This window comes from Burkholderia sp. Ax-1724, assembly GCF_011752995.1.
In the GTDB taxonomy this organism is placed as follows: domain Bacteria; phylum Pseudomonadota; class Gammaproteobacteria; order Burkholderiales; family Burkholderiaceae; genus Paraburkholderia.
Genome location: NZ_VWWL01000004.1, coordinates 145,047 through 169,910, shown reverse-complemented (window position 1 = coordinate 169,910; position 24,864 = coordinate 145,047). Strand labels below are relative to the sequence as shown.

Below are 24,864 nucleotides of genomic sequence, written 5' to 3'. Positions count from 1 at the left end.
AGTCAATCCTTGGGGGCGGGGGCGCGCGCGTCGAGCAGACCCTCATCGCGCAACGCGGACCACAAGGCCGCGGGGATCGGCTGCTCGAACGACGCGACGTTCTCGCGCAATTCGTCGGCACTGCGCGCGCCGGTCAGCACGGTGGCGACCGCCGGATGCGCATACGGAAACTGCAACGCGGCGGCGGCGAGCGGCACCTGATGCGCGCGGCAGACCGCCTCCAGACGCGCGACGCGCTCGATCACGTCGGGCGGCGCGTTGCCGTAATTGAACTTCAGATCGCCCGCGACGCCGCGCGCCAAAATGCCCGAATTGAACGCGCCGCCTAGCAGGATGCCGACGCCGCGCGCTTCGCACGCGGGCAGCAGATCGTCGAGGGTGGTCTGTTCGAGCAGCGTATAACGGCCGGCCAGCAACGCGCAATCGATATCGAACTCGGCCAGCGTGTCGAGTATGACGGCGCCTTCGTTGACGCCGAGGCCGACCGCCTTGATCGCGCCCGTCGAGCGCAGCCGGTCGAGCGCGCGAAAGCCGCCGCCTTCGGTCAATTGCCGCCAATAGTGCGGGTGCTGAGCGCCGTGCGTGAGCCGGCCGATGTCGTGCACGAGCAGGATGTCGATGTCGACGATGCCGAGGCGCTGCTGGCTATCCTCGAACGACCGCAGAATGCCGTCGTGCGTGTAGTCGTAGATCGCTTCGAAAGGCAGCGGATTCTGCCAGCCCTCGCGGTCGTCGAACGGCGTGGTGCGCGGCACGAAGCGCCGCCCCACCTTGGTGGAAAGCACGTACTCGCCACGCGGATAACGGCGCAACGCGGTGCCGAGCCGATGCTCGGCCTTCGTGTTGCCGTAGTGCGGCGCGGTGTCGAAGTAACGCACGCCAGCGTCCCATGCGGCGGCGATGGTCGCATGAGCCTCCTCGTCGGACAGATCGTGGTACAGGCCGCCGAGCGGCGCCGTGCCGAGACCCAATCCGCTCACTTGCAGCGAGCCGCGGCCGATACGGCGCCGCTGCCCGATCTTCGAACCGATCGCTGCGGTCATTGAGCGCGTCTCCTTGTTGACCGGAGTGAGGGCTTTCTTGGGCTAGCGATCCGAAGTGGGTGCTTGAGCGCCTACTCGGGTCCCGTGCGAAGCTCTTTCTCCGATTCCATGCTTGGGTGTCTGGTGTTTTACCATGCGCGAACGGGATTTGCCCACTGCGTTACGGGATTGATGCAGGGCGGGTTTTGATTGGAAGGGGAACGGGTAGACGCGTGCACTTCGCGATGGACTCAACGCCGTTGCAAAAAAAGCCCGTATGTCAGCGGGCCGTTCGGTTATTACTTTTCCGGCTCCATCAGGCGTTGGCTATCCCACATACCGAGTTCGATAGCACGTTGGAGCATCCCGGCCGTTAGTTTTGTCGATTCGTTTTTTTCGCGTATCTCTTTGCGAAATTTTTTGAAGAACAGCGCGAATAAAAGCGTGCATACGGTAGAAAAAATATTGACGCTCTCTCCATCAAAATACTTATCGTATGTAAAGTCGCCGCTCCTGATCTGGAATACCTCGAAGAAGTCGGGAAAAAAATGTACGGCATCGTGTCCATCCATTCCCAAATCCCATCGAATATCCATATCAGGCCGCAATACCTCACGCAGAGACAGATATTTCCGCTCTCTCAGGAATTTCTCGAGCTGTTGCCATGCCTCTTTAGCCGAGTGTTCCGACCGTTCGATCACTGATTCTGTCCTCTGGTTTTGCGAGCTTGTTGAAGTGCAAAGTAGTCGTGAGATCAATCATAACAACGTCATAAACCAGGATCATCGCGCCAATTTGAGGCGTCCATCGACCTACAACGGCCCCAAGATTGCACGTCATTGAAAAGCGCAAGGCCGCCATAGACTGATTGGTCAGCGTTGGAACTCTAACTGGAAGATTGAAATCAAGAAGCTCCCTGGCGATCTGCGATGCGATGGAAGTTCCGGGCGTAGTGCCCGCAAATTTCTGTCTGGTTGTGAGAAACGGTTGACCGATCAAGAATGCAATAATCGCAGCAACATCCGCCGCGCCCAGTCGCTTACATATTTCCTCCGTCAGCACCGCAATGTACAACTCACAGGCCGTAAGATCATTGCGTCCCCATACGAATAGTGATTTACTGGAGACGTTGACTCGTCGTTTAGTAGCCGCTCGTATTCATTCATTGCTGCGTAATCTCAACTGACATTATTCTGCTTTACATCAATCAACGCGGTCACTGTCCCCCGACTGCCGCCAGTCGCGCTGCACTACATATTCCTTCTTGATGCGTGCAAACGACAGCGCGACATGCTCCAAATCCAGGCCGTCATTGGCCGCCGGCTCAACGTGCGAAACAATCACGTCGTACAGCGTGATTTTCAGATACTCCAGAGGAGCACCGCCGGCCTTACGCATGGTGAGCACGGCCTTAGGAACATGTGATCCCCGAAAACAGTAACTCGCCAGATTAGGACTTGTGCGATCGATCCTGTGTACGAAATGCAAATCCGAAACTGTTGCCCTAGCTGCACCACGACCCGAACCGGAATGCATGCTGGACTGCTGTGTGATTTTCCAATTCCAACCAAGAACCTCGATTTCATCAGGATGCGTTGTGTCCTGCGATGCACCGGTGATACCGTCGATCTTGATAAAAATATCGGCCATTTCAATTTCCGTTTATTTTCGAATTTCCTTGACGACTCCTCGCTACCGATTCTAATTGCGGATTCATCTTAAATTTCAATATTTAATTTCGGGATAGTCATTTTTAACAATCTAATTGTGTCGCCCCTGTTAGCCAAGGTAATCAGGGCATTTCCTGTCGGGCCGCACGCTATTCGTTGCTCTGCGCTCAACGCCACGAACCGCTACACCCCAACATTCATGGCGCGGCCCCAGTTTCACTCCCGGCATCGTGACCACTCCCCCACATGGTTTAGAATGGCGACCCTTCCAAAATTACGCCGCATAAGCAGACTCGTGCGCGCATCGATTGAGCAATGGCCAAACTTCTGACCGATTCCGAATTTCAGCGCTTTTCCGAACTCCAGCAGAAGCAGTCGAGCTTCACGATCACCCCTGAAGAAGCCGACGAACTGCGCGACATCGTCGCTCACGCGCAAAAGCGCCGCGACGATCGCGCCGCCGCGATGCAAAGCATCGAGACCTTCATCCAGCAATTCGACATCACGCCCGACGAGCTGTTTTCTTCCGAACAGATCGGCGAAGCGGCGCGCACCTTCGGCCTGATTCCGGCCGCGCGCAAGGAGCGCGTGCTGCCGCCGTCGCTGACGTTCAACGGCAAGCCGTATCAATGGACGACGCGTGCGCTGCCCGACGAAATCCGCGTGCCGCTGTTCGATGCGTTCAAGGGCGGCGAGTCGGTGAAGTCGTTCATCTCGACGCTGAAGGATGCGAACCGTTGTGCGGCGACGATCGCGCGGCTCGAGCGCGAAACCGGCGCGGTGTACGCGCAGGCCTGGCTCGACGAACTCGCCGTGACGCGCGCGCAGGTCGACGAGGCCGCGGGGAAGCTGGCGGCGTAAGCCGGGCTGGCTCAACCGCTCAACGCGCGGGCTGCGGCTCCCCGAACTTCGGCCCGCTCTTCGCATCCGCCTCGATGCTTTCGTCGAGCGCCATCCGGAAGCCGACCACGCCGGGATCGTCAGTCCGCGTGATCGTGAAGCCGCTCGACCTCGCGAGCGCGATCATCGCGCCGTTCTCGCGCAACGCCTCGCCCACCAGCCAGTGAGTGCCGCGCGCCCGCGCGTACGCGATGATCCGCTGCATCAGCAACTGGCCGAGGCGCCGGCCTTTCTGGTCCGAGCGCACGGCCACCGCGAATTCGGCCGTCTCGTTGTCGGGATCGGCCACCGCGCGTACCACGCCGAGCGTCTGCGCGACGCCCGCTTCGTTGTCGATCGTCGCGATCAGCGCCATTTCGCGGTCGTAGTCGATCTGCGTCATGCGCGCGAGCTGCGAATGATCGAACGCCCCGACCGCGCCGAAGAAGCGCAAGCGCAAATCCTCGGGCGTCATCGCCTGCACGAAGTCGCGATGCGCGATTTCGTCCTCGGGACGAATCGGCCGCACGGTCACGCGCATGCCGTGCCAGTCGAGCGTCTCCTCGAAGCGGCGCGGATACGGCACGATCGCGAGGCGGCTGCGCTGCGCGCCGAGACTCAGCACGGGATCGACCACCGTCACACGATCCGCGTAGACCCTGAGCCGCAACGCAATCCCGACGATCTCGCGCACCTCGCAGACCGCCTGCGAGAGCGACGTCAGCGCCGCGAGCGGCGGCTCCGGCGCGACGAGCCGCGCGTAGTGCGAACGCGTGACGATATCGCGCGCGAGCATCGGGTTGAGCGGCGGCAGGCCGTAGACGCGTATCGCCTCGAACACGCCATCGACGGGCGGCGTGGTGAAGCGGAATACGGGGCCGAAGTTGTCGTCATCGTGGAGTTCGACGGTGATGTCGACGATGGGATTTGGGGGCTGTGCCGTAGCGTTTACCGTAGCGCTTGGCGTCGTACTGGCGGTGTTGCCTGGCGCGCTGCCCGTTGCCTCATCTGTTGCTTCGTTCGTTGCGCCGCCTGTTGCGCCATCGACCACGCCGCCCGCCGCATGACTTGCCGCGCGCCGCGCCGCGTCCGCGCCCTCATGCCCCTCCACCTGCAAGCCGAAGCGCCCCAGAAACCGCGCCGCCGCGGCCCCCGCGAGCCGGCTCTCGCCCGCCGCCAGCGTCTCCCGGACCTGCGCCTGCGCCGCGTCGATCGCCTCGGGAATCCGCGCGGGCAAACCCTCCGGCGTTTGCATCAGCAGTTCGCGGCCGAGCCGGTAATCGACGAGACGCGCGAACGCGCGCGCGAGCCGCTGCGGCGTCGTATGAACCGGAATGCCCTGCGCGTGCAACGCGTCGCGCATCGTCGCATCGACGCCGCCGAAGAAGCACGCGAGCAGCCCTCGATACGCGAAACGCTGATGCTCGATCAGCGCCTGCGCGACTTCGCCAACCGGCGCGCCATGCGTCGGCGCGTGGACCACGAACGCGGTGCCCGTGTCGCGATGCTCGGCGAGCAGCTTCAGCGCGGTGCCGAAATGCTCGGGACGCGCGTTGTCGCCGAGTTGCAGCGGATTGCCGCCGACCGCGTGCGGCAGCGCTTCCCGCAGCGCCTCCGACACCTCGGCGGGCCACGGCGCGAGCATGCCGCCGGCGGCCGCGAACGCATCGCAGGCGAGCGTCGCGAGCCCCCGGTCGCTCGTAATCAGCGTCGCGGTGCCGCCCGCCGCCACGCGCCCCACGCCGAGCGTTTCGATTTCGTCGAGCAGATCGTCGAGCGCATCGACGCGCACGAGGCCCGCGCGCCGGAACGCGGCGGTGTAGAGGCCGTCGGCGGGATCGGCGCGGCCCGAGCGCAGCGCCAGCACCGGCTTGTTGCGCGCCGCCGCGCGCGCGGCCGACATGAACTTGCGCGCGGCCCGCACGCTATCGAGTTCGAGCAGGATCGCGCGCGTGCCGGGATCGCTCGCGAGATAGTCGAGCACGTCGCCAGCGTCGACGTCGGCTTCCTCGCCGAGCGCCACCGCATGCGAAAAGCCGAGCCCGCGCGCTTGCGCCCAGCCGAGCACGGCGTTGGTCAGCGCATTCGACTGCGACACCCACGCGACGCCGCCCGCCTTGACCGTGCACGACGGCGCGCCGAGATGCGCGCCGAGCGCCGGCGACACCACGCCGAGGCTGCCCGGCCCGACGATGCGCAGCAAATGCGGCCGCGCCGCCGACAGCGCCTGCCGCAGCGCGAGCCGGCTTTCCTCGCCGCGCGCCTCGCCGACGATGATCGCGGCGCGCGTGCCCATGCCGCCGAGCCGATGAATCAGCGCGGGCCACGTCGCGGGCGGCGTGCAGATCACCGCGACGGTAGGCGCTTGCGGCAGATCGCCGGCATCGCGAATCACCGCGTGGCCGCCGAGCGTTTCGTACTTCGGATTGACCGGCCACAGCGGGCCCGTGAAGCCGCCTTCGAGCACGCGCGCCCAGACCATCGCGCCGGTACTGCCCGGCCGCTCGGACGCGCCGATCACGGCGACGGATTTGGGTCGGAACAGGGCGTCGAGATTGCGAACGGTCACGGGCGCTCCATGCGGTTGGAGTGGAAAAGAGCCGGCTTCGCGACGAGGCGGGCGCTTCCGTCAGCATAGGCGAAGTCGGACGCGCATTCCGGATTGCCGGTGATGGAGCGGTATGTGCAGGCGCTGGGGGCGTGGCTGCGGGATGAGGTGCCGAAAATGCGGCGATGCGTGTGGTTGACGCACTGCGCCGCAGTATCGCGGTGTCGCGATGTTCCGCGCCGCAAAGAAAAAACCGCGTCGATATGAACCGACGCGGTTTTTTCTCCATGCAGCGCTGAAAAGCTCGGAGGCGAAGCGGCGAAAAGCGGACTTATCGCTCGCCTCACGCCCTTACATCGTCTTCCTGAACGGTGCCCCCGAGTGCTCGCGCAACTCGTTGAACACGATCTTCGGCCACGCTTTCTGCGCGACTTCGATCTCCGACACGTGCGAGGCCAGATAGGTCGGCGCGTCGGACGCATCGAGCGCGATCCGCGCCGAGTACGAATCGGTGAAGCGGCGCAATTCGGCCGCGTCGTCGCAGGTCACCCAGCGCGACAGGCGGTAACGCGCCGGCGCCATGCGCACGTCGACCTTGTACTCCGTCGACAGCCGGTGCGACACCACCTCGAACTGCAGCTGGCCGACCGCGCCGAGAATCATCAGGCCGCCCGCTTCGGGACGGAACACCTGAATCGCGCCTTCCTCGCCAAGCTGCTTCAGCGCTTCGCCAAGCTGCTTCGCGCGCATCGGATCGACCACTTCGACGGTCTGGAAAATTTCCGGCGCGAAGAACGGCAAGCCGACGAATTGCAGTTGCTCGCCTTCGGTCAGCGTATCGCCGAGACTCAGCGTGCCGTGATTCGGAATCCCGATGATGTCGCCCGGATACGCCTCGCTCACGGTCTCGCGGCGCTGCGACAGGAACGTCACGACGTTGTTCGCGCGGAACGTCTTGTTCGACCGCGTGACCTTCACCGCCATACCGCGCTCGAAACGCCCCGAACACACGCGGATGAACGCGACGCGGTCGCGGTGCGCGAGGTCCATGTTCGCCTGCACCTTGAACACGACGCCGGTGAACTTCGGCTCTTCGGGCAGCACGGGGCGCTGCACCGTCATGCGCATCGACGGCGGCGGCGCGAGATCGACGAGCGCGTCGAGAATTTCCTTCACGCCGAAGTTGTTGATCGCCGAGCCGAACAGCACCGGCGATTGCTGGCCCGCGAGGAACTGCTCGCGATCGAACGCGGGCGTCGCGCCGCTGATCAGATCGATCTCTTCCTTCGCGCGCACCCATGCGTGGCCGAAACGGCGCTCGCCTTCCTCGTCGGAGAGCGCCTGCAGCGTTTCGACTTCGCCGCCGGCCGTGTCCTGGCCCGCGCGGAACACGCGCACCTGGTCGCGCTGGACGTCATAGACGCCCTGAAAATCCTTGCCCATGCCGATCGGCCACGTGAACGGCACCGCCGACACGCCAAGGTGCTGCTCGATTTCGTCGAGCAGTTCGAGCGGCTCGCGCACTTCGCGGTCGAGCTTGTTGATGAAGGTAACGATCGGCGTCTTGCGGCTGCGGCAGACTTCGAGCAACTTCAGCGTCTGCGCTTCGACGCCGTTCGCGCCGTCGATCACCATCACGGCGGCGTCGACCGCGGTCAGCACGCGGTAGGTGTCTTCGGAGAAGTCCTCGTGGCCCGGCGTGTCGAGCAGGTTGATGACGCAATCGCCGTACTCGAACTGCATCACCGAACTCGCGACCGAAATGCCGCGCTGCTTTTCGATCTCCATCCAGTCGGACGTCGCGTAGCGGTTGCTCTTGCGGCCCTTCACGGTGCCGGCAATCTGGATCGCGCCCGAGAACAGCAGCAGCTTTTCGGTCAGCGTGGTTTTACCCGCGTCCGGGTGGGAAATGACCGCGAACGTGCGGCGGCGTTTGAGTTCGGAGACTGACATCGGATCGGGCGGTCACGGAAAGGGGTTCGGGCGATTGCCGCGGCCTCGGACGGCCGGTATGCCGCGCGTGGCGCGGCGGCGTCGAGTTGCGGGAGTCGGACGAGAGCCGGGATCGACCGGCTCGTGCCGCGTCGAAAACGACGGGCGAACGGGTCATGGCTCAGCGTTCGACAATGCGGGAATCGCCGCGCAAGGTGCGAATGATACACGTCCGGCGCGGCGGCCGGGGGAAAGGGGGTCGGTGGAAACGGCGCGATGGGCGGGGCATGGGCCGCCCGATGCTCGGGCATGGACGCCGGCGTGCGCATTCGCGCGGGAAAGGTGAGCGTTTTCGGGACTCTCGCCAATGGCAATCGAAACGCGACGAAAGGTGAGGATCGCGAAGATCATCCCTGCACCTGCTACGGCGCGCGGAACGTAAAAGCAAGCCGTGGAGAAACGGCGGCAACGCTCTGCATCGCTATCGATACGCCGCGCCGAACCGCTCGAAAACGCCTGGAAACGCCCGCCAGCAAAGGCGGGTACGGGTTTTCGGCAAGCGCTGTATGCCACCGGAACGCGGCGGCGGCGTATGCGCCCGGCGGTGCGTCGCGCAATAAAACCTGGCTCACCGAAGCGAGCACGCGAGTCTCGAACGCATCGACAAAGCTCGCGACTCGCATTCGAACCCGGCTCAAAGGTGAGCGTTTTCAGGACCTGGACAACGGCGCGGATGAAAGCGGATCACATCGGGAAAAGAAGGCGGCAGCGAATCACGGCGAGCATCGCGCGACGATGGCAATACGCTACACGCCAACGGGCATCGACGCCTTCGATAAGCGTCGGTGAGCATGGACCAACGGCGCCGGAACGCCTCAAACGTCGATCAGAAAACGCTCGCGATTCTTGCCGGCCAGCCAGGCGGGCGAACGGCCGCGACCGCTCCACGTTTCGCCGGTTTTCGGGTTGCGGTACTTGGCAACCCCTGCCGAAGCAGCCTTGCGCTTCGGCTTCGCCGGGCTCGTGAAACCGAGTTCCTCGGCGGTGAGATCGTATTCGGCCACCTTCTGCCTGATCTCGGCAATGGCCTGCGCGATTTCGCGTTCGCGAGCCACGGCGACTTCCTTATGGAGTTTTTCGAGTTGTGCGGTCAACTGTTTGTAAGAGGCCATGCCGGTGCTCCCCACTCATTGGACGAACTGCTGTGCTGTGCGGACACTATCAGAGGAATCAAGCACAGCATAGTGAATCGCGCGACCGTGTGAATGCGGCGTATACCTGGATGGCTTGAATGACCGCGCGAGCCGTGCCGCCCGCGCGATGAGTGCGATGGGCACGAGGCACACTCAAGGCGCTCAATCGTCGACGATCGGGAGGGCGCACCGGCCAGCGCTTTTGCGGCTTCGACCAGTCAGCCGCGCGAGCGCGATAGGCGCATGCCGGGTCGAAAAAATTGCCCGGCCGAAGAATGCATGGACTTCCTTGATTGCCGGAATCAGGTTCCCGGCAATTAAACTTTCCGCCGTTTTTCGAGTGCATTAAGCGCCGCATTCAGGCGTTTGACGCGAGTGGCCTGCGACGGCACCAGAGCCGCGCAGGAAACCAGTTCGATCCGGTTGCGCCAATAGGACAACGGAATACGGTCTTCTGCGGAAATATGGGAAATTATCTGCTCCAGATGCTCAATGTCTTTTTCGAGTTGCTGATGATTCATTGCTTTTCCCCGTTTTCTATTGATTAATATCGAAGCAAAATCGAAACATGAGTGCGATAGCCAGCGCACGCTGACATGGCCCGACCGTGAGCGGAAAATACTTCCTGAGCGCCTGCTAGCATCAGAAAAACCCGGCAAAATCTGCCCGCCGGGGGTTAAATCGCTAACGGTTTAAAAAGAATACTGCTGTCGAACTTCGCGTTCCGTTACCTTCCGCACCGACGACGTTCGACGGTGAACCCGCTAACGCTTAATCCATGTTCTCGCGGAAAATAATTGTGGGGGTACACGGCGCGCCTCCGGTAAAGCGCCGCTCGTAAAAGCCATGTTGTATGTCAACCCGATATCGGACGTGTATTACACGCACCGATTTGTGACGGCCATGCGCTCGTCGAAATAATACGAGCATGCTAAATAAAGAGATTGAGGCGGTGGAAAAACGATTAACTGGCGCAGCGTCAATGTATAGCGCCTGAAAAGCCCGCATGTTTTACTGGATCGCAATCCGCAGAAAGCGCCGGTGCCGTAGCGACTGTACGGGCGGCGCCGGCGTTGCACCGGCGCGGCGTTGGCGTGACTGGCGTGCCGGTTACTTCGCGCGGCAGGCGTAGATCAGGCTGAGCGTGCCGCCCTCGCTCGACTGACGCACGACGTCGTATGCGCCGCTGCAGCTGGCGCTCGCCTGCTGGGAACACGAGTCGGAGCCGACCGGACATTGCACGAGCGTGGTCGCGCGGCCATCCGAGAGAAACAACGGCGCACTGCTGCTGCAACCGCCGAGCGCGACGACCGCACCGGCAGCCAGCATGATGCCCGAACGGCGCGCGAAGAGAGAAAGACAGCGTTTCATTGGATGCCCCGATCACGTCTTGTTGTTCGATCACGCGATTGTGCCACGCGGCACTCGCACTGCGTCACTTGCGGCGGCATGCGCGCGAACGCGCCGCTCAGACCTCGATGCCGTGCGCCGCGATCTTCTTGTACAGCGTCGCGCGGCCCATGCCGATCTGCTTCGCGGTGTCGATCACGCGGCCGCCGTTCGCGCGCAATGCATCGCTGAGGAAACGCTTCTCGTAGGCGGCCATGGCGTCGCTCCATAAGGCCGGTGCGGCGGCGATATCCGCGAGGTCCGCGGCACCGGAGGCATGGGCCGGCCCGGCTGCCTTCGGCAAGACGGCGGCAAACGCGCCGCCCTGCCCCGCGCCGAGGAACGGCGCGAGCGTGCGCGCGTCGATCCGCTCGCTGTCGGACAGCATCACCGCGCGCTCGAGCGTGTTGCGCAACTCGCGCACGTTGCCGGGCCAGTCGTACGCACAGAGCAGGCGCAAGGCGTCGTCCTGCAATTCGAAGTGAGCGCCGCCGCGCGTCTGCGCCGCGAGGTCTTCGAGCATCGCATACGCAAGCGCTTCGATATCGGATGAACGCTCGCGTAACGCGGGCGCGTGGATCGTCAATACGTTGAGCCGGTAGAACAGGTCCGCGCGAAAGCGCCCGGCCGCGACCAGCGCGGGCAGGTCCACCGAGGTCGCCGCGATGATCCGCACGTCCGCATGCGCGATCCGGTTCGAGCCGGGCGGCTCGAATTCCTTGTCCTGCAACACACGCAGCAGCGCGCCCTGCAACGGCAGCGGCAGATCGCCGATTTCGCCGAGAAACAGCGTGCCGCCGTTGGCAAGCTCGAACTTGCCGACGCGCCCCTTGCGGTCCGTGCCCGCATACGCGCCGGGCGCGGCGCCGAACAGTTCGGCTTCGAGCAGCGTCTCCGGAAGCGCCGCGACGTTGACGCTCACGAGCGGCCGATGCGCGCGCGCCGAGCCGCCGTGGATCGCATGCGCGAGCAGTGCCTTGCCGGTGCCGGTTTCGCCGGACAGCAGCACCGGCGCTTCGAGTTGCGCCGCGCGCCGCGCCTGGCGCTTCACTTCGAGCGACGCCGCGCTCGTGCCGACGAAGCTGCCGAACGTATGGCGCGCGCGACGCGCCTGCGCGAGCGACTGGCGCGTCGCGATCAGTTCCTGCTGCAGCCGCGAGTACTGCGAAAAGAGCGGCGTGAGCGCCTTCAATTCGTCGAACAGGGCGAAGCCGACCGCGCCGATCGTCGCGCCGGCGTCGTCCTTGAGCGGCAGACGCGTGACGACGAGCGGTTCGCGATCCGTCTCCATGATGTCGAGCAGGATCGGCTTGCCGGTGTTCACGACCTCGCGCATCAGGCTGTTCGGGATCACCGCTTCGCAATCGCGGCCGATCGCCTGCTGCGGGTCCGGGAAGCCGAAGCGCGCCGCGTAGCGCTTGTTGATCCAGACGACGCGCGCTTGCGCGTCGACGATGAAGGTGCCTTCGCTGAAATTCTCGAACGTGCGAAAGAGCGAATCCATCGCCCGGCGCAATACGTCGCCGTAGGTGGCGGGCAAGCCCGCCCAGTCGGTCATCATGCTGTCGCTGTCTCCACGTATCGTAGTGCTTGTTTTTGTCTCTTTTCGTGGACACGATTATCTCCATTTAGAGACATGCGGCAAAGCCTGTTTTATTGAGGTTTATCCCAGGTTTTGGCTATCTTCAGCACAATGACGTCCCGAATCGGAGACGTTTCTGTACAATCGGCCGCGTTGCCTCACGATGCCGTCACAAGCGTCCGGCTCACGCCATCGGGCACGGCACGAGCACGCGCTTTCGCCGCCGCCCCGCCGTGTCGTCAGCGCGGCCTACATGCAGAACAACCAAGCTTTGGAGACTCAATGTCCTTTGTCATCGTCCTCGCCGCGCTGGCGTTCCTGATGTTCGCCGCGTATCGCGGCTACAGCGTCATCCTGTTTGCGCCGATCGCCGCGCTCGCCGCCGTTCTCGCCACCGAACCCACCGCCGTCGCGCCCGTCTTCACGAGCATCTTCATGGACAAGATGGTCGGCTTCGTGAAGCTCTACTTCCCGGTGTTCCTGCTCGGCGCCGTGTTCGGCAAGGTCATCGAACTGTCGGGTTTCTCGGAAGCGATCGTCGCAGCCGCGATCCGCTATATCGGCCGCTCGCGCGCGAATGCGGTGATCGTCGCGGTGTGCGCACTGCTCACCTACGGCGGCGTATCGCTGTTCGTGGTCGTGTTCGCGGTCTACCCGTTCGCGGCCGAACTGTATCGCCAGAGCAATATTCCGAAGCGCCTGATGCCCGGCGCGATCGCGCTCGGTGCGTTCTCGTTCACGATGGACTCGCTGCCCGGCACGCCGCAGATCCAGAACATCATCCCGACGACGTTCTTCAAGACGACCTCGTGGGCCGCGCCGACGCTCGGCGTGATCGGCTCGCTGTTCATCATCGCGGTCGGCCTGACGTATCTCGAATGGCGCCGCCGCGCCGCGATGGCGACCGGCGAAGGCTACGGCACGGAACTCGTCAACGAACCGGAGCGCGTCGAGTCGAAGCAGCTGCCGCATCCGCTGCTCGCGGTTGCGCCGCTCGTCGTGGTCGGCGTCGCGAACTTCCTGCTGACGCGCTGGATTCCGACCTGGTACGGCCCGACCTACACGATCACGCCGGACATCCTGCCCGGCCTGCATGCGCCGGTCGAAACGACGGTCAAGGCCGTGGTCGCGATCTGGGCCGTGCAGGGCGCGCTGCTGCTCGGCATCGTGATGGTCGTCGTGACCGCGTTCGGCCGCGTGAGCCAGCGCTTCGCGGTCGGCACCAAGGCGGCGGTCGCGGGCGCGCTGCTCGCGTCGCTGAACACGGCGTCGGAATACGGCTTCGGCGGCGTGATCGCGGCGCTACCGGGCTTCCTCGTGGTCGGCGATGCGCTGAAGAGCATCCCCAATCCGCTCGTCAATGCGGCCGTGTCGGTCAGCACGCTCGCGGGCATCACGGGCTCGGCGTCGGGCGGCATGAGCATCGCGCTCGCGGCGATGTCGGACGTGTTCATCAAGGGCGCCGAAGCCGCGCATATTCCGCTCGAAGTGCTGCATCGCGTGGTCGCGATGGCGAGCGGCGGCATGGACACGCTGCCGCACAACGGCGCGGTCATCACGCTGCTCGCGGTGACGGGGCTCACGCATCGCCAGTCGTATCGCGACATCTTCGCGGTCACGGTCATCAAGACGTTGGCCGTGTTCTTCGTCATCACCGTGTATTACGCAACGGGCCTGGTTTAACCCCGACCTAACTGCAGTTCAACTGCATCGGTTCGCACGGGGCGCGAGCGTTTTTACCGGCCCCGCCGCATTGATCTGATAGATCGGCATTACTCCCACCTCGACAAGCCGCCACTGAAGCAAGAGGATGGGAATGTCAGCGCCCAATCGTTGCAAGGGCAGGCTGACCCGAGTAACAACGGCGTTTAACGGCCTGTCCGCTTATCCGGACGGGCCATTTTTTCATGGTCTTGCTGATCGTGGCGCAGGTGGACGAAATACGAGGCGTTGCGAGCCGCAGGACGAACAGCCAACGGTGAGTCAATACGGGAGCCGCCGCTATGCTGTCCTGACGATCCGTAAGCTCTCCTGCGCGCTGCACCCGTACCGCAATGCATTGCCTCATCTACCTTGCCCGCACGTCACCCGCATGACAACCGCGCACACATCGCGCGCCGCCGAGGAGCATGAAAAATGCAGTCGTCATAGCGGGGAGTCGCGTTAAACTGATTGAAACGCACCGGGGTCACCATACAGGCGGCGCCACACTCAAGCACAACCCGGGCGTGACAGAGAAGGACATGCACGGCGGGCAGGCGCGGCAGACGGTACGCGCGCCTGCCCGTACAATGATTCGATCAACAACGGAAGAAGGACAACTTCGATGCGCATCACCGGGTCCTCCGGGTCAATGGCCCTGCTCACCGAATACGACGACGCAACGGCGCGCGAACTCCGCTCGCTGCGCCTCGAATCGACCGAAGACGGCAAAGGCATCCTGCTGATCGAAGTCGATGAGCGCAAACCGGGCATACATCGCGAAGTGCGCTACGAAATCACGCCCGCCGAACTGATTGCCGCGATCCGCGCGCACGGCGCCGAGTTGCCGGGCGAGCAACACAATCATCGTCAGTAAAACCGGCATGCGGCACACGAGCGCCGCATGCGTTGCCCGCATCGCGCGCCCGCGGCCGATGCGGGTAGGCGGCATTGTTCGCGCCTGCCCTGTCCGCGAGCGCCAAACCGCGCATCGTTGTTCCGCCGCGGCGGCTAATAGAAGACGCTTTTCCGCATGCCTGCGCGCGCGCGTTTTTACGATCGTTTCCGCACGCGAGCGCCAAGCCCCCGGCGCGCCATGACCGCGTTTCGACCTGTGCATGACGGGCACGCGTCCGGGTCGTTTGCACGCCTCGAAAATGCGTCCATAATCCTTGCATTCCCCTTTGCTCTCCTCACCGTGACGCGCCCGCAAGGGCCACGGACGTAAACCGATGCTACATGACCTCGTCGAGCAATACGGCCCCGCGCTCGTATTCGTCAACGTGCTGGCCGCCGCACTCGGGCTGCCGGTGCCGGCCATGCCGTCACTCGTGCTGTTCGGCGCGATGGCGGCGATGCACCCCGGCTCCGTCGGCACGCAACTGATGCCCGTTCTCGTGCTGTCGATCTTCGCCACCCTGATCGGCGACAGCGCGTGGTATCTCGCCGGCCGCATCTACGGCGGCAATACGCTGAAAACGATCTGCCGGCTGTCGCTTTCGCGGGACACCTGCGTGAAGAAAACCGAGCGCTTCTTCGGCCGCTGGGGCGTGCGCGTGCTGGCCATCGCGAAGTTCGTCCCGGGCCTGTCGATCGTGTCGATTCCGATGGCGGGCGCCATGGGCACGCGCTACCGCACCTTCCTCAGCTACGACGGCATCGGCGCGGCGCTGTGGTCGGGCACCGGGCTCATCATCGGTGCGCTGTTCTCGCGGCAGATCGACATGCTGTTCGCGGTCGCCGGCCGGCTCGGCCGCACCGCGGCGCTCATCGTCGTGGCGCTGCTGCTGTTGTACGCGGCATACCGGTGGATCCGGCGCCGCCAGTTGCTCGCGACGCTCGAGTCGGGACGCATCGAGGTCAACGAACTCGGCAAGCTGTTCGCGGCCGGCAACGCGCCGGTCGTGTTCGACATCCGTTCGGACGAGAAACGCAAGCTCGATCCGTTCGTGATTCCCGGCGCGCAATTCGCCGACGAGCGGCATCTCGAGAACATCGTCGCCAATTATCCGCACGACCAGAAGCTGGTGATCTACTGTTCCTGCCCGAACGAGATTTCCGCGGCATGGATGGCGAAGCAACTGAGCGCGGCCGGTTTCTCCGACGTGCTGCCGCTGCGCGGCGGCATGGAAGCGTGGCGCGACTCGGGCGAGCCGGTGGATGCGTTGCCCGACGCGCCGAAGGCGGAAGTCGCGGTCGAGGACGTCGCGCCCAAAGCCGTCTAGCACGGCGCGCGCGGCTCTCGCGCGTGCCCGCGCGCCGCTTCGCCTTCCGTTCAATCGTTCAATGAACACCGAAGGAGCGGTTCAATGCTTTCGACTCAGGACGTTTCGACTCAAGAGATGGACGGACAGCAGGGAGTCGTCGCCGACGCGCCGTTTTCGTCGCTGTCGACGCGCATGCACCAGATGTTCCCCGCGCTCACCTGCGCGGAAATCGACCGGCTGCGCCGCTTCGGCGAGACCGGTCACTGGCAGGCCGGCGAACTGCTGTTCGAGACCGGTCAGCCCGGCCCCGGCATGTTCGTGCTGCTCGAAGGGAGCGTGAAGCTGTATCAGCGCGACGGCATCGGCCGCGAGGTCGTAATCGGCGAGCATGGCGTGGGACATTTTCTGGCCGAAGTCGGACAACTGTCGGGCAAGCCGGCGCTCGTCAACGGCATGGCGCTCGGTTCGGTGCAGGCGCTGCTGATCCCGCCCGAGCGTCTGCGCGCGCTGCTCGTCGCCGAGGCGGAACTCGGCGAGCGCATCATGCGGGCGCTGATCCTGCGGCGAGTCTCGCTGATCGAAAAAGGCGCGGGCGGGCCGATCCTGATCGGCAACAGCAACGACGCGCGGCTCGTGATGCTGCAAGGCTTCCTGTCGCGCAACGGCCATCCACATTCGGTAATCGACGAGCGCGACGAAGACGCGTTGCGTCTGATCGGGCAATTCGCCGCGCAGCGCGAGGACCTGCCGCTCGTGATCTGCCCGGACGGCTCGGTGCTGCGTCATCCGAGCATGCCGGAACTCGCGACCTGCCTCGGCCTCCTGCCCGATCTCGACGACTCGCACGTGTACGACGTGGCAATCGTCGGCGCCGGGCCGGCGGGCCTCGCCGCCGCGGTGTACGCGGCTTCCGAAGGGCTTTCGGTGATCGTGCTCGACAGCCGCGCGCCGGGCGGCCAGGCGGGCGCCAGCTCACGGATCGAAAACTACCTCGGCTTTCCGACCGGCATCTCGGGCCAGGCGCTCGCGGGCCGCGCCTTCGTGCAGGCGCAGAAGTTCGGCGCGCACGTCGCGATTCCGGTCAACGTGAAGGCACTCCAGTGCGGCCAGTCGCCGTACCGGCTCGAACTGAAGTGCGGCGGCCATATCAGCGCGCGGGCGATCGTGATCGCGAGCGGCGCGGTGTACCGGCGGCCCGCGCTCGAAGGGCTCGAACGCTTCGACGGACGCGGCGTTTATTACTGGGCCTCGCCGGTCGAGGCGAAGCTCTGCAAGCGCCAGGAAGTCGTGCTCGTGGGCGGCGGCAATTCGGCCGGCCAGGCGATCGTCTATCTGGCGACGCACGCGGCCAAGGTCCACGTGCTGATTCGCCGCAGCGGTTTCGAGGCGACGATGTCGCGCTACCTGATCGACCGTATCCGCGCGCTGCCGAACGTGTTCGTGCATCCGAATTCGGAAATCGGCCGGCTCGACGGCGATGAGGACGGACTCGTCTCGGTCGCGCTGAAAAGGCCGCTACCCGATGGCGTGAGCCGCCTCGACACGCGGCATCTGTTCCTCTTCACGGGCGCGGACCCGAACACCGAATGGCTGCGCACCTGCGGCGTGCAGCTCGACGAAAAGGGCTTCGTGCTGACCGGCGTCGGCACGGATGGCTCGGCCGCGGCCTGCGATCTCGCCACCACGGTCAAGGGCGTGTACGCGATCGGCGACGCGCGCGCGGGGTCGACGAAACGGGTGGCGGCGGCGGTGGGGGAAGGCGCGGCGGTGGTCGCGCAGATTCATCAACTGCTGGCGGCGGTCGGCGAGGAAGCGGTGGCGTTGGGCGCGTGAGATTCATCGCCCGCGATTCGCGCGCTGGGGTCTGGAGTCAACGCCGCGCCGCACGCGGGGCCATGCGGCACGGGTCGCGAACCGGTGGACGACCCTCAGGAAACCTTAAGCTTCCTTGCGCCGCGATTTTCACCGCCCAAGTCTCACCGCCGGATTCGACCGCCTCGTTACCGCCAACGCCGCGATACAGCGCCAGCGGCACGATTAACGGATCGTTCCGCAGCGGTTATTTCGTGCCGACCGTTTGCAGCGCTGCCCATGCGCCGTTGTTCATCTTGTAGACGGTCACGCCGCCGTACTTCAGATCGCCGTGATCGTCATAGGCGAGTTCGTTGGTCGTCACGCCCTTCATCTGCGTTGCTTTCAGCACCGGCAGATACTTGTGCGGATCGACCGAGTCGGCCTTCTTCATCGCGTTGAGCACGGCCATCGTGCCGTCGTACGCGTATGGCGAATACAGCTGGACCTCGGTGCCGAAGCGTTTCTTGTAGCGGTCGACGTACGACTTGCCGCCCGGCATCTGGTCCAGCGGACTGCCGCCCGACGACGCCAGCACGCCTTCAGCCGCAGGACCGGCAATCTTGAGCAGTTCATCGGAGTGAATCATGTCTGGGCCGATCAGCGTGCTCCTGATCGCCAGCGAACGCATCTGCTTGAGGAGCGGCGCGGCTTGCGTGTCCGCGCCGCCGTAGAAAATCGCGTCCGCGTCCGCCTGCTTGATGTGGGTCAGGATGGCGCGAAAATCGACGGCTTTGTCGTTGGTAAACTCTTGCGCGACGATGGTGCCGCCCGCCGCCTTGACCGCCTTGGCGAATTCTTCCGCCACGCCCTGGCCGTACGCGGTACGATCGTCGACGATCGCGAAACGCTTGAACTTCAGGTCTTCCACCGCGTATTTGCCGAGCACGCCGCCTTGCTGCGCATCGGACGTGACGAGGCGAAAGGTGGTCGGCAGCCCTTGCGCGGTGTAAGCCGGCGCGGTGGCGGTCGCGAGTTCCGGAATGCCGGCCTTCGCGTAGATCGGCGCCGCCGGAATGCTGGTGCCGGAATTGAAGTGGCCGATCACGGCGGCAACGCCGTCGTCCACGAGCTTTTGTGCGACGGTCGTGCCGGTGCGCGGGTCGGCCTGGTCGTCGGCCGCATCGAGCACGAAGTGCACCGGCTTGCCGCCGATCACCGGCTTGGTGGCATTAAAGTCTTCGAGCGCCAGCGTCACGCCGCTGCGGAAATCCTCGCCGTAGTGCGCCTGCCCGCCGGTCAACGGCGCGGCGAAACCGATCTTCACGTCCTGTGCCTGCTGCGCAAACGCGCTCGCTCCGCTCAAACAGAGCACGCTGGCGGCCACGCCAGATGCGATGTGTTTCATGCTCATCTGATGCTCCTCTTCGTCTTCGTTATATCTTCGTTATGAAATGGCACGAGAAGGCTCACCGCGCACAACCGACGCGGCGCCCGTCAAGCCGTTGGGCACTGCTTTTTGCTCATCTGAAATCGGCGCACACGCGGACCGGGCCCGCGCTCCGACGAGCCGGGTCATACGCTAAGATGGGTTGCTTGTCTCCGGGTGCGTCGGGCATGGTTTTCCAGGCTTTGGTGCGACGACATATTGGATTCACATCTTGGTTATATTTATCCATAGATGCGCTGATTGGATACAATCATAGCAACCCACAATTTTGACGACAACTTTTTTCGTCGGTCGGCGCACGACCGGCTTTTACCCATGACGACAGTGCAGGCCAAGGCAGAGCAACGATCGCTGCCGCAGTCCATCCGGGATCAACTGCGCGATGAAATCCTGCGGGGACAGTTGCCGCCCGGTACGCAACTGCGCCAGGAAAATCTGGCGGAGCGCTTCGGCGCGAGCCGGATTCCGGTGCGGGAAGCGTTGCGGCAACTCGAAGCGGAAGGGTTGGTCAGTTATCAGCTGAATCGCGGCGCGGTGGTGATCGCGATGTCGACGAGCGAGATTTGCGAGCTGCTCGACATCCGCGCCGCGCTCGAAAGTTATGCGGCGAAGCTCGCGGTGCCCAACATGGTGTCCGCCGACATCGAGCTGATGAAGCGCATCCTCGCCTCATACGACATCGCCACGACCCCGGCCGAATGGGCGGAGTGCAACCGGCAATTCCATCTGGCGCTGTGCGCGCCGTCGAATAACGAGCGGCTCAAGAAGATGATCGAGGAGTATTGCCTGAGCACGACGAATCGCTATCCGCATCTGCGGATGTCGCTGGATACGCAAAAGGACGACGTGCAGCACGACCACTACCGCATTCTCGACGCGTGCAAGCGGCGCGCCGTCGACGAGGTCGTGACGCTGCTCGAACAGCACATTCTCGAAACCAAGCGCGAAGTCCTGGCGGTCGCCCGCCTCGGGTAACGGGTCAGGCTACCCGGCGGTCAGGCCGCTGAGCAGGCATGAAAAAAAGCGCACGGTGAATGACACCGTGCGCTTTTTTATCGTGGACAGCGCTCGTGAGGCACCAAGGCAGATGGACGCTTCAACGATCCGCTTCAAAGGCCCGCTTCAAGGCCTCATCAACGGCCCATCCGGCAATCCGCCTTAGTGCTCGAGCTTCGCGCGCAACTCGCGCGCGGCTTCCAGCAGTCCTTCGTAACCCGAGCGAGCATGCTCCGGCAGATCGGGATCGCCGACCAGCGCGCCGAGCGTTTCGATCAGGCTATACACAATGCCCTTCGCCGCACCCGACGCGATGTTGCCCGACGATACCTGTTGATCGACATGGCTGAGCGCCGCGTCGAGCTGCTCCATCCCGGGACGATCATCGGAAGGCGGCTTGGGAGAAACGTCTTGCGTCATGATGAAACATCGCTCCTGTTGATGCATCGGTGAACGAACCTGTCACGTTGTTATATACCGATCGTGCGCCGCCGTCCATTCGTGTCCCCGGCATTCGTCGGTTATCGGAGCCGGTAAAACCGGCTCCCGGAAACACTCACCCGATGTCGATGCAGAGGCTTTTTCCGCTCCCGAACATCCTCACCTTAAGCGGTGGCGGTGAAGCCCCCGCTCACGACCCCGTCACCGTACGCCGCACGAAAATGCGCCGCGTCAGATCGAATGCGACGAGGTTGCCGGCCACCACGAGCAGCAGTCCGACCACCGCGAGCGCGGACCAGCGATAGCCCTCGAAAATCGTCGACGCCGCCAGCGCGACGATCGGAAACAGCACCGTGCAGTACGCGGCGCGCTCCGGTCCCATGCGGCCGACCAGCATCAGGTAGGCCGTGAAGCCGATCACCGAGCCGAACACCGCGAGGTAGGCGAGCGCGCCGAGATAGCGCGGCGACAGATCGGGCGCGAACGAGTAGCCGGCGAACAGGCTGCCGATCGTCAGGATGCCGGCGCCGATCAGCATCGCCCAGCTATTGGTCGCGAACGGATGCAGGCCCATCGATTGCATGCGGCTCGACAACAGGTTGCCGGCCGAGAAGCACAGCGTGCCGAGCAAGGCGACGCCGAGCCCGAGCCACGCGGTGTGATCGCCGAGGTGCCCGGCCATCTGCTGCACGAACAGACAGACGATGCCGACGAGCCCGAGCAGCGCGCCCGCGATCGCCGTCGGTTGCAGCGGACGGCCCATGAACAGCCGGCCGTTGATCGAGTTCAGCAGCGGCGCGGTGGAAAACACGACCGCGACGAGACCGCTCGGCACGATCTGCTCGGCGTAGTAGAAGCACAGGAAATTGAGGCAGAACAGCGCGAGGCCCTGCGCGACGAGATAGCGCCACGCGGCGCGCGGCGGCCAGATCGGCCGGCGCATGACGCGCAGCAGCGCGAACAGCAGCAGCGCCGCGATCCAGAAGCGCCACGCAATCGACACGGGCGGCGGCACCTCGCCGAGTTGCCATTTGATCGCGATCCAGGTGGTGCCCCAGATCAGCACGGTCGAAACATAGAGCAGCAGATTCATGATGAAGCCCGGGTCGGCAATCCGTGGTCGGCCATGTCGCGCGGCAGGCCACGGTAAGCCGCGATGACGAAAACCCGACTATGCCGCCGCGCCGCCGTCCGGACTTGTCCAGGATTGCGCACATTTTTGCGGCGCTGGGCGGCCTCGCGAGGCTCGCCGTATACTGGCCGCTCAGCCATCCACTACTCGCCGCCCATCGTCCGCTCGCCACCGTGAACGCCAGCCCGTCCATCCCCGAGATCTCCGCTGCCGGCACGCCGTTCGGTCTGCAGTCGGTCTGTCATACGCTCGCCAGCGCCAACGCGAATCTGGACCGCTTCGCATGGCTCGGCGACGGACTCGCGATCGCGCTCTGGACACGCAACACGAAAGAGGCCGAAACCGTCTACGAGCGGCCGGGCCATCACACGCTGTCGTGCTATCTCGACGGCGGCTACCGCACCGAGCGCCAGAAAATGCCGGGCCACTACGGCGCGCCGTCGCGGCTATGCGCGCTGCCCGGCGATCACGAATCGCGCTGGTGGGTGCGCGGCCACATGCATTTCATGCACCTGTACTTCCTGCCCGAGCACTTCACGCGGCGCGCGGTGCAGGAACTCGACCGCGAGCCGCGCGAACTGACGCTCGCCGATCGCACCTATTTCGAGGACCCGCATCTCTCGACGCTGTGCCAGTCGCTCGTCAACGAGGACTGGTCAAGCCCCGACGGCCTGCTGCGCACCAACGAAGCCGCGCATGAGGCGCTGAGCCTGCTGTTGCGCGGACAAGGCGTGCGGCGCACCGGCGTCTCGCCGAAGGGCGGGCTGTCGGTCGCGACGCGCCGGCGGCTGCGCGACTATATCGACAGCCATCTGGCGCAGCCGCTTACGCTCGGCGAGCTATCGGAAGTCGCGGCGCTCTCGGAGTTCCACTTGGCGCGCATGTTCCGCGAGTCGTTCGGTCTGCCGCCCGCCGCGTGGATCGCGCAGCAGCGGCTCGAACGCGCGCGCACGCTATTGCACACGACCGCGCTGCCGCTCGCGCGAATCGCCGAGCAGTGCGGCTATGCGAACGCGAGCCACTTCAGCCATCGCTTCCGCGAGAGCGCGGGGGTGACGCCGAGCGTGTATCGGCAGGTGATGGGCGGGTGATTGAAGGATGAGCCCGGGCGGCGGCGGGAATTGAGGTAGGAAACGCGAAGCCCATACCCGGTATTGAGGATCGCTGAGCTAAAGCCGATGTGGAAACTTGTCCACGTAAAATGTTGGCAAGGCTGTGGACAACCTTCTCATAGGCCATCCAAGTCATTGACGCAGCGGCATTATCGGCTTGCGGTTCAGGCGTAGGCAGCCTGCGCCGCCGCCCGGCAAACCGCACGGCCCGACCGCTTTGCCAGGGACACCATACAACGCCCATCGTCCTCGACATCGAGTTGTCCACATATTTTGGGAACAAGCTTGTGGACAACCTGCGCATAGCCCTGCCAAGTGATTGACGCAGCAGGCGTATCTCTCCCAGGTTCGGCAGCAGGCAACGGGGCGGCGGGCCGGGGCGCATCGTCCGACGCAGCCCACCGTCCCGTCCGCGCCATCATCCCTGCGCGGTTTCGGTTTCCCGGCGCCGCAGCGACTCCGGCAGGCCATACTGCACGATCAGCGCGCACACGACGCTCAGCACACCGATCACGTACAAGGCCGGCGTCGTGCTGCCGGTCAGATCCTTCACGCGGCCGACCATCACCGGGCTCACGATCCCGCCCAACTGGCCGAGCGTGTTGATCAGCGCGATCCCGCCGGCGGCGCCGGCTCCCGCGAGCAGCTTCGGCGGCAGCGCCCAGAACGCCGGGATCGACGCCACCACGCCCGCGCCCATCACCGCGAGCGCGACGACCAGCAACGCGGTCTGCTTGTCGAAGTAGCCCGCCGCAAAGAAGCCGATTGCCGACATCAGCAGCAGCCCGAACACGAACTTGCGCCGCTCGCCGCTCGCATCGGACAGACGCCCCACCACGACCATGCAGATCGCACCGCACACATACGGCACCGCCGTCAGCAGACCGACCACGGTCGGGTTCTTCGTGCCCGCCACGTGAATCAGGTGCGGCGCCCAGAAATTCAATCCGTACGAGGCGATCTGGATCAGGAAGTACACGAGCCCGAGCGTCAGAAAGCCCGGCGTTTTGAGCGCGCCGATCAGCGAATGGCCGCTTGCGGGATGACGGCTCTGCTGCGCGATCTGCGCGGAGAGCACGGTCTTTTCCGTGGCCGACAGCCAGCCCGCGTCCTCGATGCGATCCTTCAGCAGCAGCAGCACCAGCACGCCGAGCACGATGCACGGCATGCCGCCGAGCAGGAACAGCCAGTGCCAGCCCGGCATGCCGAGCGCGCCGTCCAGATGGCCGATCACGAGCCCCGCGAGCGGCGCGCCGACGAGCCCCGAAAACGCCGAGGCGAGAAACAGCATCGACGTGATGCGGCCGCGATAGGCGGTCGGAAACCACAGCGTCAGGTAGTACAGCACGCCGGGCGCGAAGCCCGCTTCCATCGCGCCGATCACGAAGCGCAATCCGTAGAACTGCCATTCGTTGTTGACGAACACCATCGCGGCGGTCGCGAGACCCCACGAAATCATGATCCGCGCGATCCAGCGCCGCGCGCCGACCTTGTAGAGGAACAGGTTGCTCGGGACTTCGAACAACACATAGCCGATCACGAACAGACTCGCGCCGAGGCCGTATGCGGTGTCGGACAGACCGAGATCGCTCTGCAACTGGAACTTCGCGAAGCTGATGTTGATGCGGTCGAAGAACGCGAACAGGTAGCAGATCATGATGAGCGGCATCAGCCGCCACGCGACTTTACGGATGATGGCCGCGAGATCGTCGCTGCCTGTGCGGCTACTGTCCGCCGCTACGCCCAGGTCACTCATGCTTGTCTCCAATGCCGGATTCGGCGCCGCCGTCCGGTCGCTTGATGGTTGATGGTCGATGAT

Annotated in this window: 21 protein-coding genes and 1 pseudogene; 8 read left to right on the top strand and 14 right to left on the bottom strand. The window is 64.4% G+C overall.

Going from position 1 to position 24,864, the window contains the following annotated elements:
* Window positions 1-2 precede the first annotated feature (2 nt).
* The 4 genes and pseudogenes from F3J19_RS06600 to F3J19_RS06585 all read right to left on the bottom strand — a co-directional run bounded on the left by F3J19_RS06600 (window position 3) and on the right by F3J19_RS06585 (window position 2,672).
* The gene (locus F3J19_RS06600) at window positions 3-1,043 is read right to left on the bottom strand and encodes an aldo/keto reductase (protein WP_167039004.1); all 1,041 of its coding nucleotides are present in this window, start codon (window positions 1,041-1,043) and stop codon (window positions 3-5) included.
* 278 nt (window positions 1,044-1,321) lie between these two features.
* Complete coding sequence (locus F3J19_RS32980) at window positions 1,322-1,723, bottom strand: DUF1493 family protein (RefSeq protein WP_167039002.1); 402 nt, start codon at window positions 1,721-1,723, stop codon at window positions 1,322-1,324.
* Window positions 1,695-2,096: an STM2901 family protein gene (locus F3J19_RS06590; protein WP_167039000.1), complete on the bottom strand. Its 402-nt coding sequence runs from the start codon at window positions 2,094-2,096 to the stop codon at window positions 1,695-1,697. Before F3J19_RS06590 ends, F3J19_RS32980 begins: the two co-directional genes overlap by 29 nt.
* 104 nt (window positions 2,097-2,200) lie before the next feature.
* Window positions 2,201-2,672, bottom strand: a pseudogene (locus tag F3J19_RS06585) (type VI secretion system tube protein Hcp).
* 335 nt (window positions 2,673-3,007) lie between these two features.
* Between F3J19_RS06585 and F3J19_RS06580 the strand changes: the two are divergent.
* A complete protein-coding gene (locus F3J19_RS06580) occupies window positions 3,008-3,553 on the top strand; it encodes a hypothetical protein (RefSeq protein WP_167038999.1) in 546 nt (181 codons plus the stop codon).
* Window positions 3,554-3,572: 19 nt separating this feature from the next.
* Here F3J19_RS06580 and F3J19_RS06575 read toward each other — a convergent pair whose 3' ends face one another.
* Both F3J19_RS06575 and F3J19_RS06570 read right to left on the bottom strand, forming a co-directional pair.
* The gene (locus F3J19_RS06575; protein WP_167038997.1) at window positions 3,573-6,140 is read right to left on the bottom strand and encodes a GNAT family N-acetyltransferase; all 2,568 of its coding nucleotides are present in this window, start codon (window positions 6,138-6,140) and stop codon (window positions 3,573-3,575) included.
* Window positions 6,141-6,470: 330 nt separating this feature from the next.
* Complete coding sequence (locus F3J19_RS06570; RefSeq protein WP_167038995.1) at window positions 6,471-8,072, bottom strand: peptide chain release factor 3; 1,602 nt, start codon at window positions 8,070-8,072, stop codon at window positions 6,471-6,473.
* A gap of 288 nt (window positions 8,073-8,360) precedes the next feature.
* Here F3J19_RS06570 and F3J19_RS06565 point away from each other — a divergent pair, with 288 nt between their 5' ends.
* Window positions 8,361-8,900, top strand: a complete 540-nt coding sequence (locus tag F3J19_RS06565) for a hypothetical protein (protein ID WP_167038993.1) — start codon at window positions 8,361-8,363, stop codon at window positions 8,898-8,900.
* Between the two features lie 26 nt (window positions 8,901-8,926).
* Here the strand turns inward: F3J19_RS06565 and F3J19_RS06560 are convergent, their stop codons facing one another.
* From F3J19_RS06560 to F3J19_RS06545, 4 genes are all read right to left on the bottom strand, one after another.
* Window positions 8,927-9,223 (bottom strand): H-NS histone family protein, encoded by a 297-nt coding sequence (locus F3J19_RS06560; RefSeq protein WP_167038991.1) that lies wholly within the window; start codon window positions 9,221-9,223, stop codon window positions 8,927-8,929.
* Between the two features lie 338 nt (window positions 9,224-9,561).
* Window positions 9,562-9,765 carry a hypothetical protein gene (locus F3J19_RS06555; RefSeq protein WP_167038989.1) on the bottom strand — a complete coding sequence of 68 codons (204 nt, stop codon included), beginning with the start codon at window positions 9,763-9,765 and terminating at the stop codon, window positions 9,562-9,564.
* 589 nt (window positions 9,766-10,354) lie between these two features.
* On the bottom strand, window positions 10,355-10,615 hold the full coding sequence (locus F3J19_RS06550; protein WP_167038987.1) for a hypothetical protein: 261 nt from the start codon (window positions 10,613-10,615) through the stop codon (window positions 10,355-10,357).
* A gap of 97 nt (window positions 10,616-10,712) precedes the next feature.
* Complete coding sequence (locus F3J19_RS06545) at window positions 10,713-12,194, bottom strand: sigma 54-interacting transcriptional regulator (protein ID WP_167038985.1); 1,482 nt, start codon at window positions 12,192-12,194, stop codon at window positions 10,713-10,715.
* Between the two features lie 303 nt (window positions 12,195-12,497).
* Here F3J19_RS06545 and F3J19_RS06540 point away from each other — a divergent pair, with 303 nt between their 5' ends.
* The 4 genes from F3J19_RS06540 to F3J19_RS06525 all read left to right on the top strand — a co-directional run bounded on the left by F3J19_RS06540 (window position 12,498) and on the right by F3J19_RS06525 (window position 17,956).
* Window positions 12,498-13,898, top strand: a complete 1,401-nt coding sequence (locus tag F3J19_RS06540) for a GntP family permease (protein WP_167038983.1) — start codon at window positions 12,498-12,500, stop codon at window positions 13,896-13,898.
* Between the two features lie 643 nt (window positions 13,899-14,541).
* The gene (locus F3J19_RS06535; protein ID WP_008921056.1) at window positions 14,542-14,793 is read left to right on the top strand and encodes a hypothetical protein; all 252 of its coding nucleotides are present in this window, start codon (window positions 14,542-14,544) and stop codon (window positions 14,791-14,793) included.
* A gap of 355 nt (window positions 14,794-15,148) precedes the next feature.
* On the top strand, window positions 15,149-16,141 hold the full coding sequence (locus tag F3J19_RS06530) for a DedA family protein/thiosulfate sulfurtransferase GlpE (RefSeq protein WP_167038981.1): 993 nt from the start codon (window positions 15,149-15,151) through the stop codon (window positions 16,139-16,141).
* A gap of 84 nt (window positions 16,142-16,225) precedes the next feature.
* Window positions 16,226-17,956, top strand: a complete 1,731-nt coding sequence (locus tag F3J19_RS06525) for a cyclic nucleotide-binding domain-containing thioredoxin-disulfide reductase (RefSeq protein WP_167038979.1) — start codon at window positions 16,226-16,228, stop codon at window positions 17,954-17,956.
* A 226-nt stretch (window positions 17,957-18,182) separates the two neighbouring features.
* Here F3J19_RS06525 and F3J19_RS06520 read toward each other — a convergent pair whose 3' ends face one another.
* Entirely contained in the window at window positions 18,183-19,322 is a 1,140-nt protein-coding gene (locus F3J19_RS06520; RefSeq protein ID WP_167039325.1) for a branched-chain amino acid ABC transporter substrate-binding protein, read from the bottom strand.
* A gap of 357 nt (window positions 19,323-19,679) precedes the next feature.
* On the opposite strand from F3J19_RS06520, the gene F3J19_RS06515 reads away from it, so the two are divergent.
* The gene (locus F3J19_RS06515) at window positions 19,680-20,339 is read left to right on the top strand and encodes a GntR family transcriptional regulator (protein WP_167038977.1); all 660 of its coding nucleotides are present in this window, start codon (window positions 19,680-19,682) and stop codon (window positions 20,337-20,339) included.
* Between the two features lie 183 nt (window positions 20,340-20,522).
* Here F3J19_RS06515 and F3J19_RS06510 read toward each other — a convergent pair whose 3' ends face one another.
* Both F3J19_RS06510 and F3J19_RS06505 read right to left on the bottom strand, forming a co-directional pair.
* On the bottom strand, window positions 20,523-20,780 hold the full coding sequence (locus F3J19_RS06510) for a hypothetical protein (protein WP_167038975.1): 258 nt from the start codon (window positions 20,778-20,780) through the stop codon (window positions 20,523-20,525).
* A 211-nt stretch (window positions 20,781-20,991) separates the two neighbouring features.
* Complete coding sequence (locus F3J19_RS06505) at window positions 20,992-21,894, bottom strand: EamA family transporter (protein WP_167038973.1); 903 nt, start codon at window positions 21,892-21,894, stop codon at window positions 20,992-20,994.
* A gap of 212 nt (window positions 21,895-22,106) precedes the next feature.
* Between F3J19_RS06505 and F3J19_RS06500 the strand changes: the two genes are divergently transcribed.
* Window positions 22,107-23,024: an AraC family transcriptional regulator gene (locus tag F3J19_RS06500; RefSeq protein ID WP_345889899.1), complete on the top strand. Its 918-nt coding sequence runs from the start codon at window positions 22,107-22,109 to the stop codon at window positions 23,022-23,024.
* A 439-nt stretch (window positions 23,025-23,463) separates the two neighbouring features.
* On the opposite strand, the gene F3J19_RS06495 is transcribed toward F3J19_RS06500, so the two are convergent.
* Window positions 23,464-24,801, bottom strand: coding sequence for an MFS transporter (locus F3J19_RS06495; RefSeq protein ID WP_167038969.1), 1,338 nt, complete (start codon window positions 24,799-24,801; stop codon window positions 23,464-23,466).
* Window positions 24,802-24,864 lie beyond the last annotated feature (63 nt).

Excerpts from the sequence above, each read along its gene's own strand:
- F3J19_RS06600 (WP_167039004.1), bottom strand. The coding sequence starts at position 1,043 with ATGACCGCAGCGATCGGTTCGAAGATCGGGCAGCGGCGCCGTATCGGC.
- F3J19_RS06580 (WP_167038999.1), top strand. The coding sequence starts at position 3,008 with ATGGCCAAACTTCTGACCGATTCCGAATTTCAGCGCTTTTCCGAACTC.
- F3J19_RS06570 (WP_167038995.1), bottom strand. The coding sequence starts at position 8,072 with ATGTCAGTCTCCGAACTCAAACGCCGCCGCACGTTCGCGGTCATTTCC.
- F3J19_RS06565 (WP_167038993.1), top strand. The coding sequence starts at position 8,361 with ATGGACGCCGGCGTGCGCATTCGCGCGGGAAAGGTGAGCGTTTTCGGG.
- F3J19_RS06560 (WP_167038991.1), bottom strand. The coding sequence starts at position 9,223 with ATGGCCTCTTACAAACAGTTGACCGCACAACTCGAAAAACTCCATAAG.
- F3J19_RS06555 (WP_167038989.1), bottom strand. The coding sequence starts at position 9,765 with ATGAATCATCAGCAACTCGAAAAAGACATTGAGCATCTGGAGCAGATA.
- F3J19_RS06550 (WP_167038987.1), bottom strand. The coding sequence starts at position 10,615 with ATGAAACGCTGTCTTTCTCTCTTCGCGCGCCGTTCGGGCATCATGCTG.
- F3J19_RS06545 (WP_167038985.1), bottom strand. The coding sequence starts at position 12,194 with ATGATGACCGACTGGGCGGGCTTGCCCGCCACCTACGGCGACGTATTG.
- F3J19_RS06540 (WP_167038983.1), top strand. The coding sequence starts at position 12,498 with ATGTCCTTTGTCATCGTCCTCGCCGCGCTGGCGTTCCTGATGTTCGCC.
- F3J19_RS06535 (WP_008921056.1), top strand. The coding sequence starts at position 14,542 with ATGCGCATCACCGGGTCCTCCGGGTCAATGGCCCTGCTCACCGAATAC.
- F3J19_RS06530 (WP_167038981.1), top strand. The coding sequence starts at position 15,149 with ATGCTACATGACCTCGTCGAGCAATACGGCCCCGCGCTCGTATTCGTC.
- F3J19_RS06525 (WP_167038979.1), top strand. The coding sequence starts at position 16,226 with ATGCTTTCGACTCAGGACGTTTCGACTCAAGAGATGGACGGACAGCAG.
- F3J19_RS06520 (WP_167039325.1), bottom strand. The coding sequence starts at position 19,322 with ATGAAACACATCGCATCTGGCGTGGCCGCCAGCGTGCTCTGTTTGAGC.
- F3J19_RS06515 (WP_167038977.1), top strand. The coding sequence starts at position 19,680 with ATGACGACAGTGCAGGCCAAGGCAGAGCAACGATCGCTGCCGCAGTCC.
- F3J19_RS06510 (WP_167038975.1), bottom strand. The coding sequence starts at position 20,780 with ATGACGCAAGACGTTTCTCCCAAGCCGCCTTCCGATGATCGTCCCGGG.
- F3J19_RS06505 (WP_167038973.1), bottom strand. The coding sequence starts at position 21,894 with ATGAATCTGCTGCTCTATGTTTCGACCGTGCTGATCTGGGGCACCACC.
- F3J19_RS06495 (WP_167038969.1), bottom strand. The coding sequence starts at position 24,801 with ATGAGTGACCTGGGCGTAGCGGCGGACAGTAGCCGCACAGGCAGCGAC.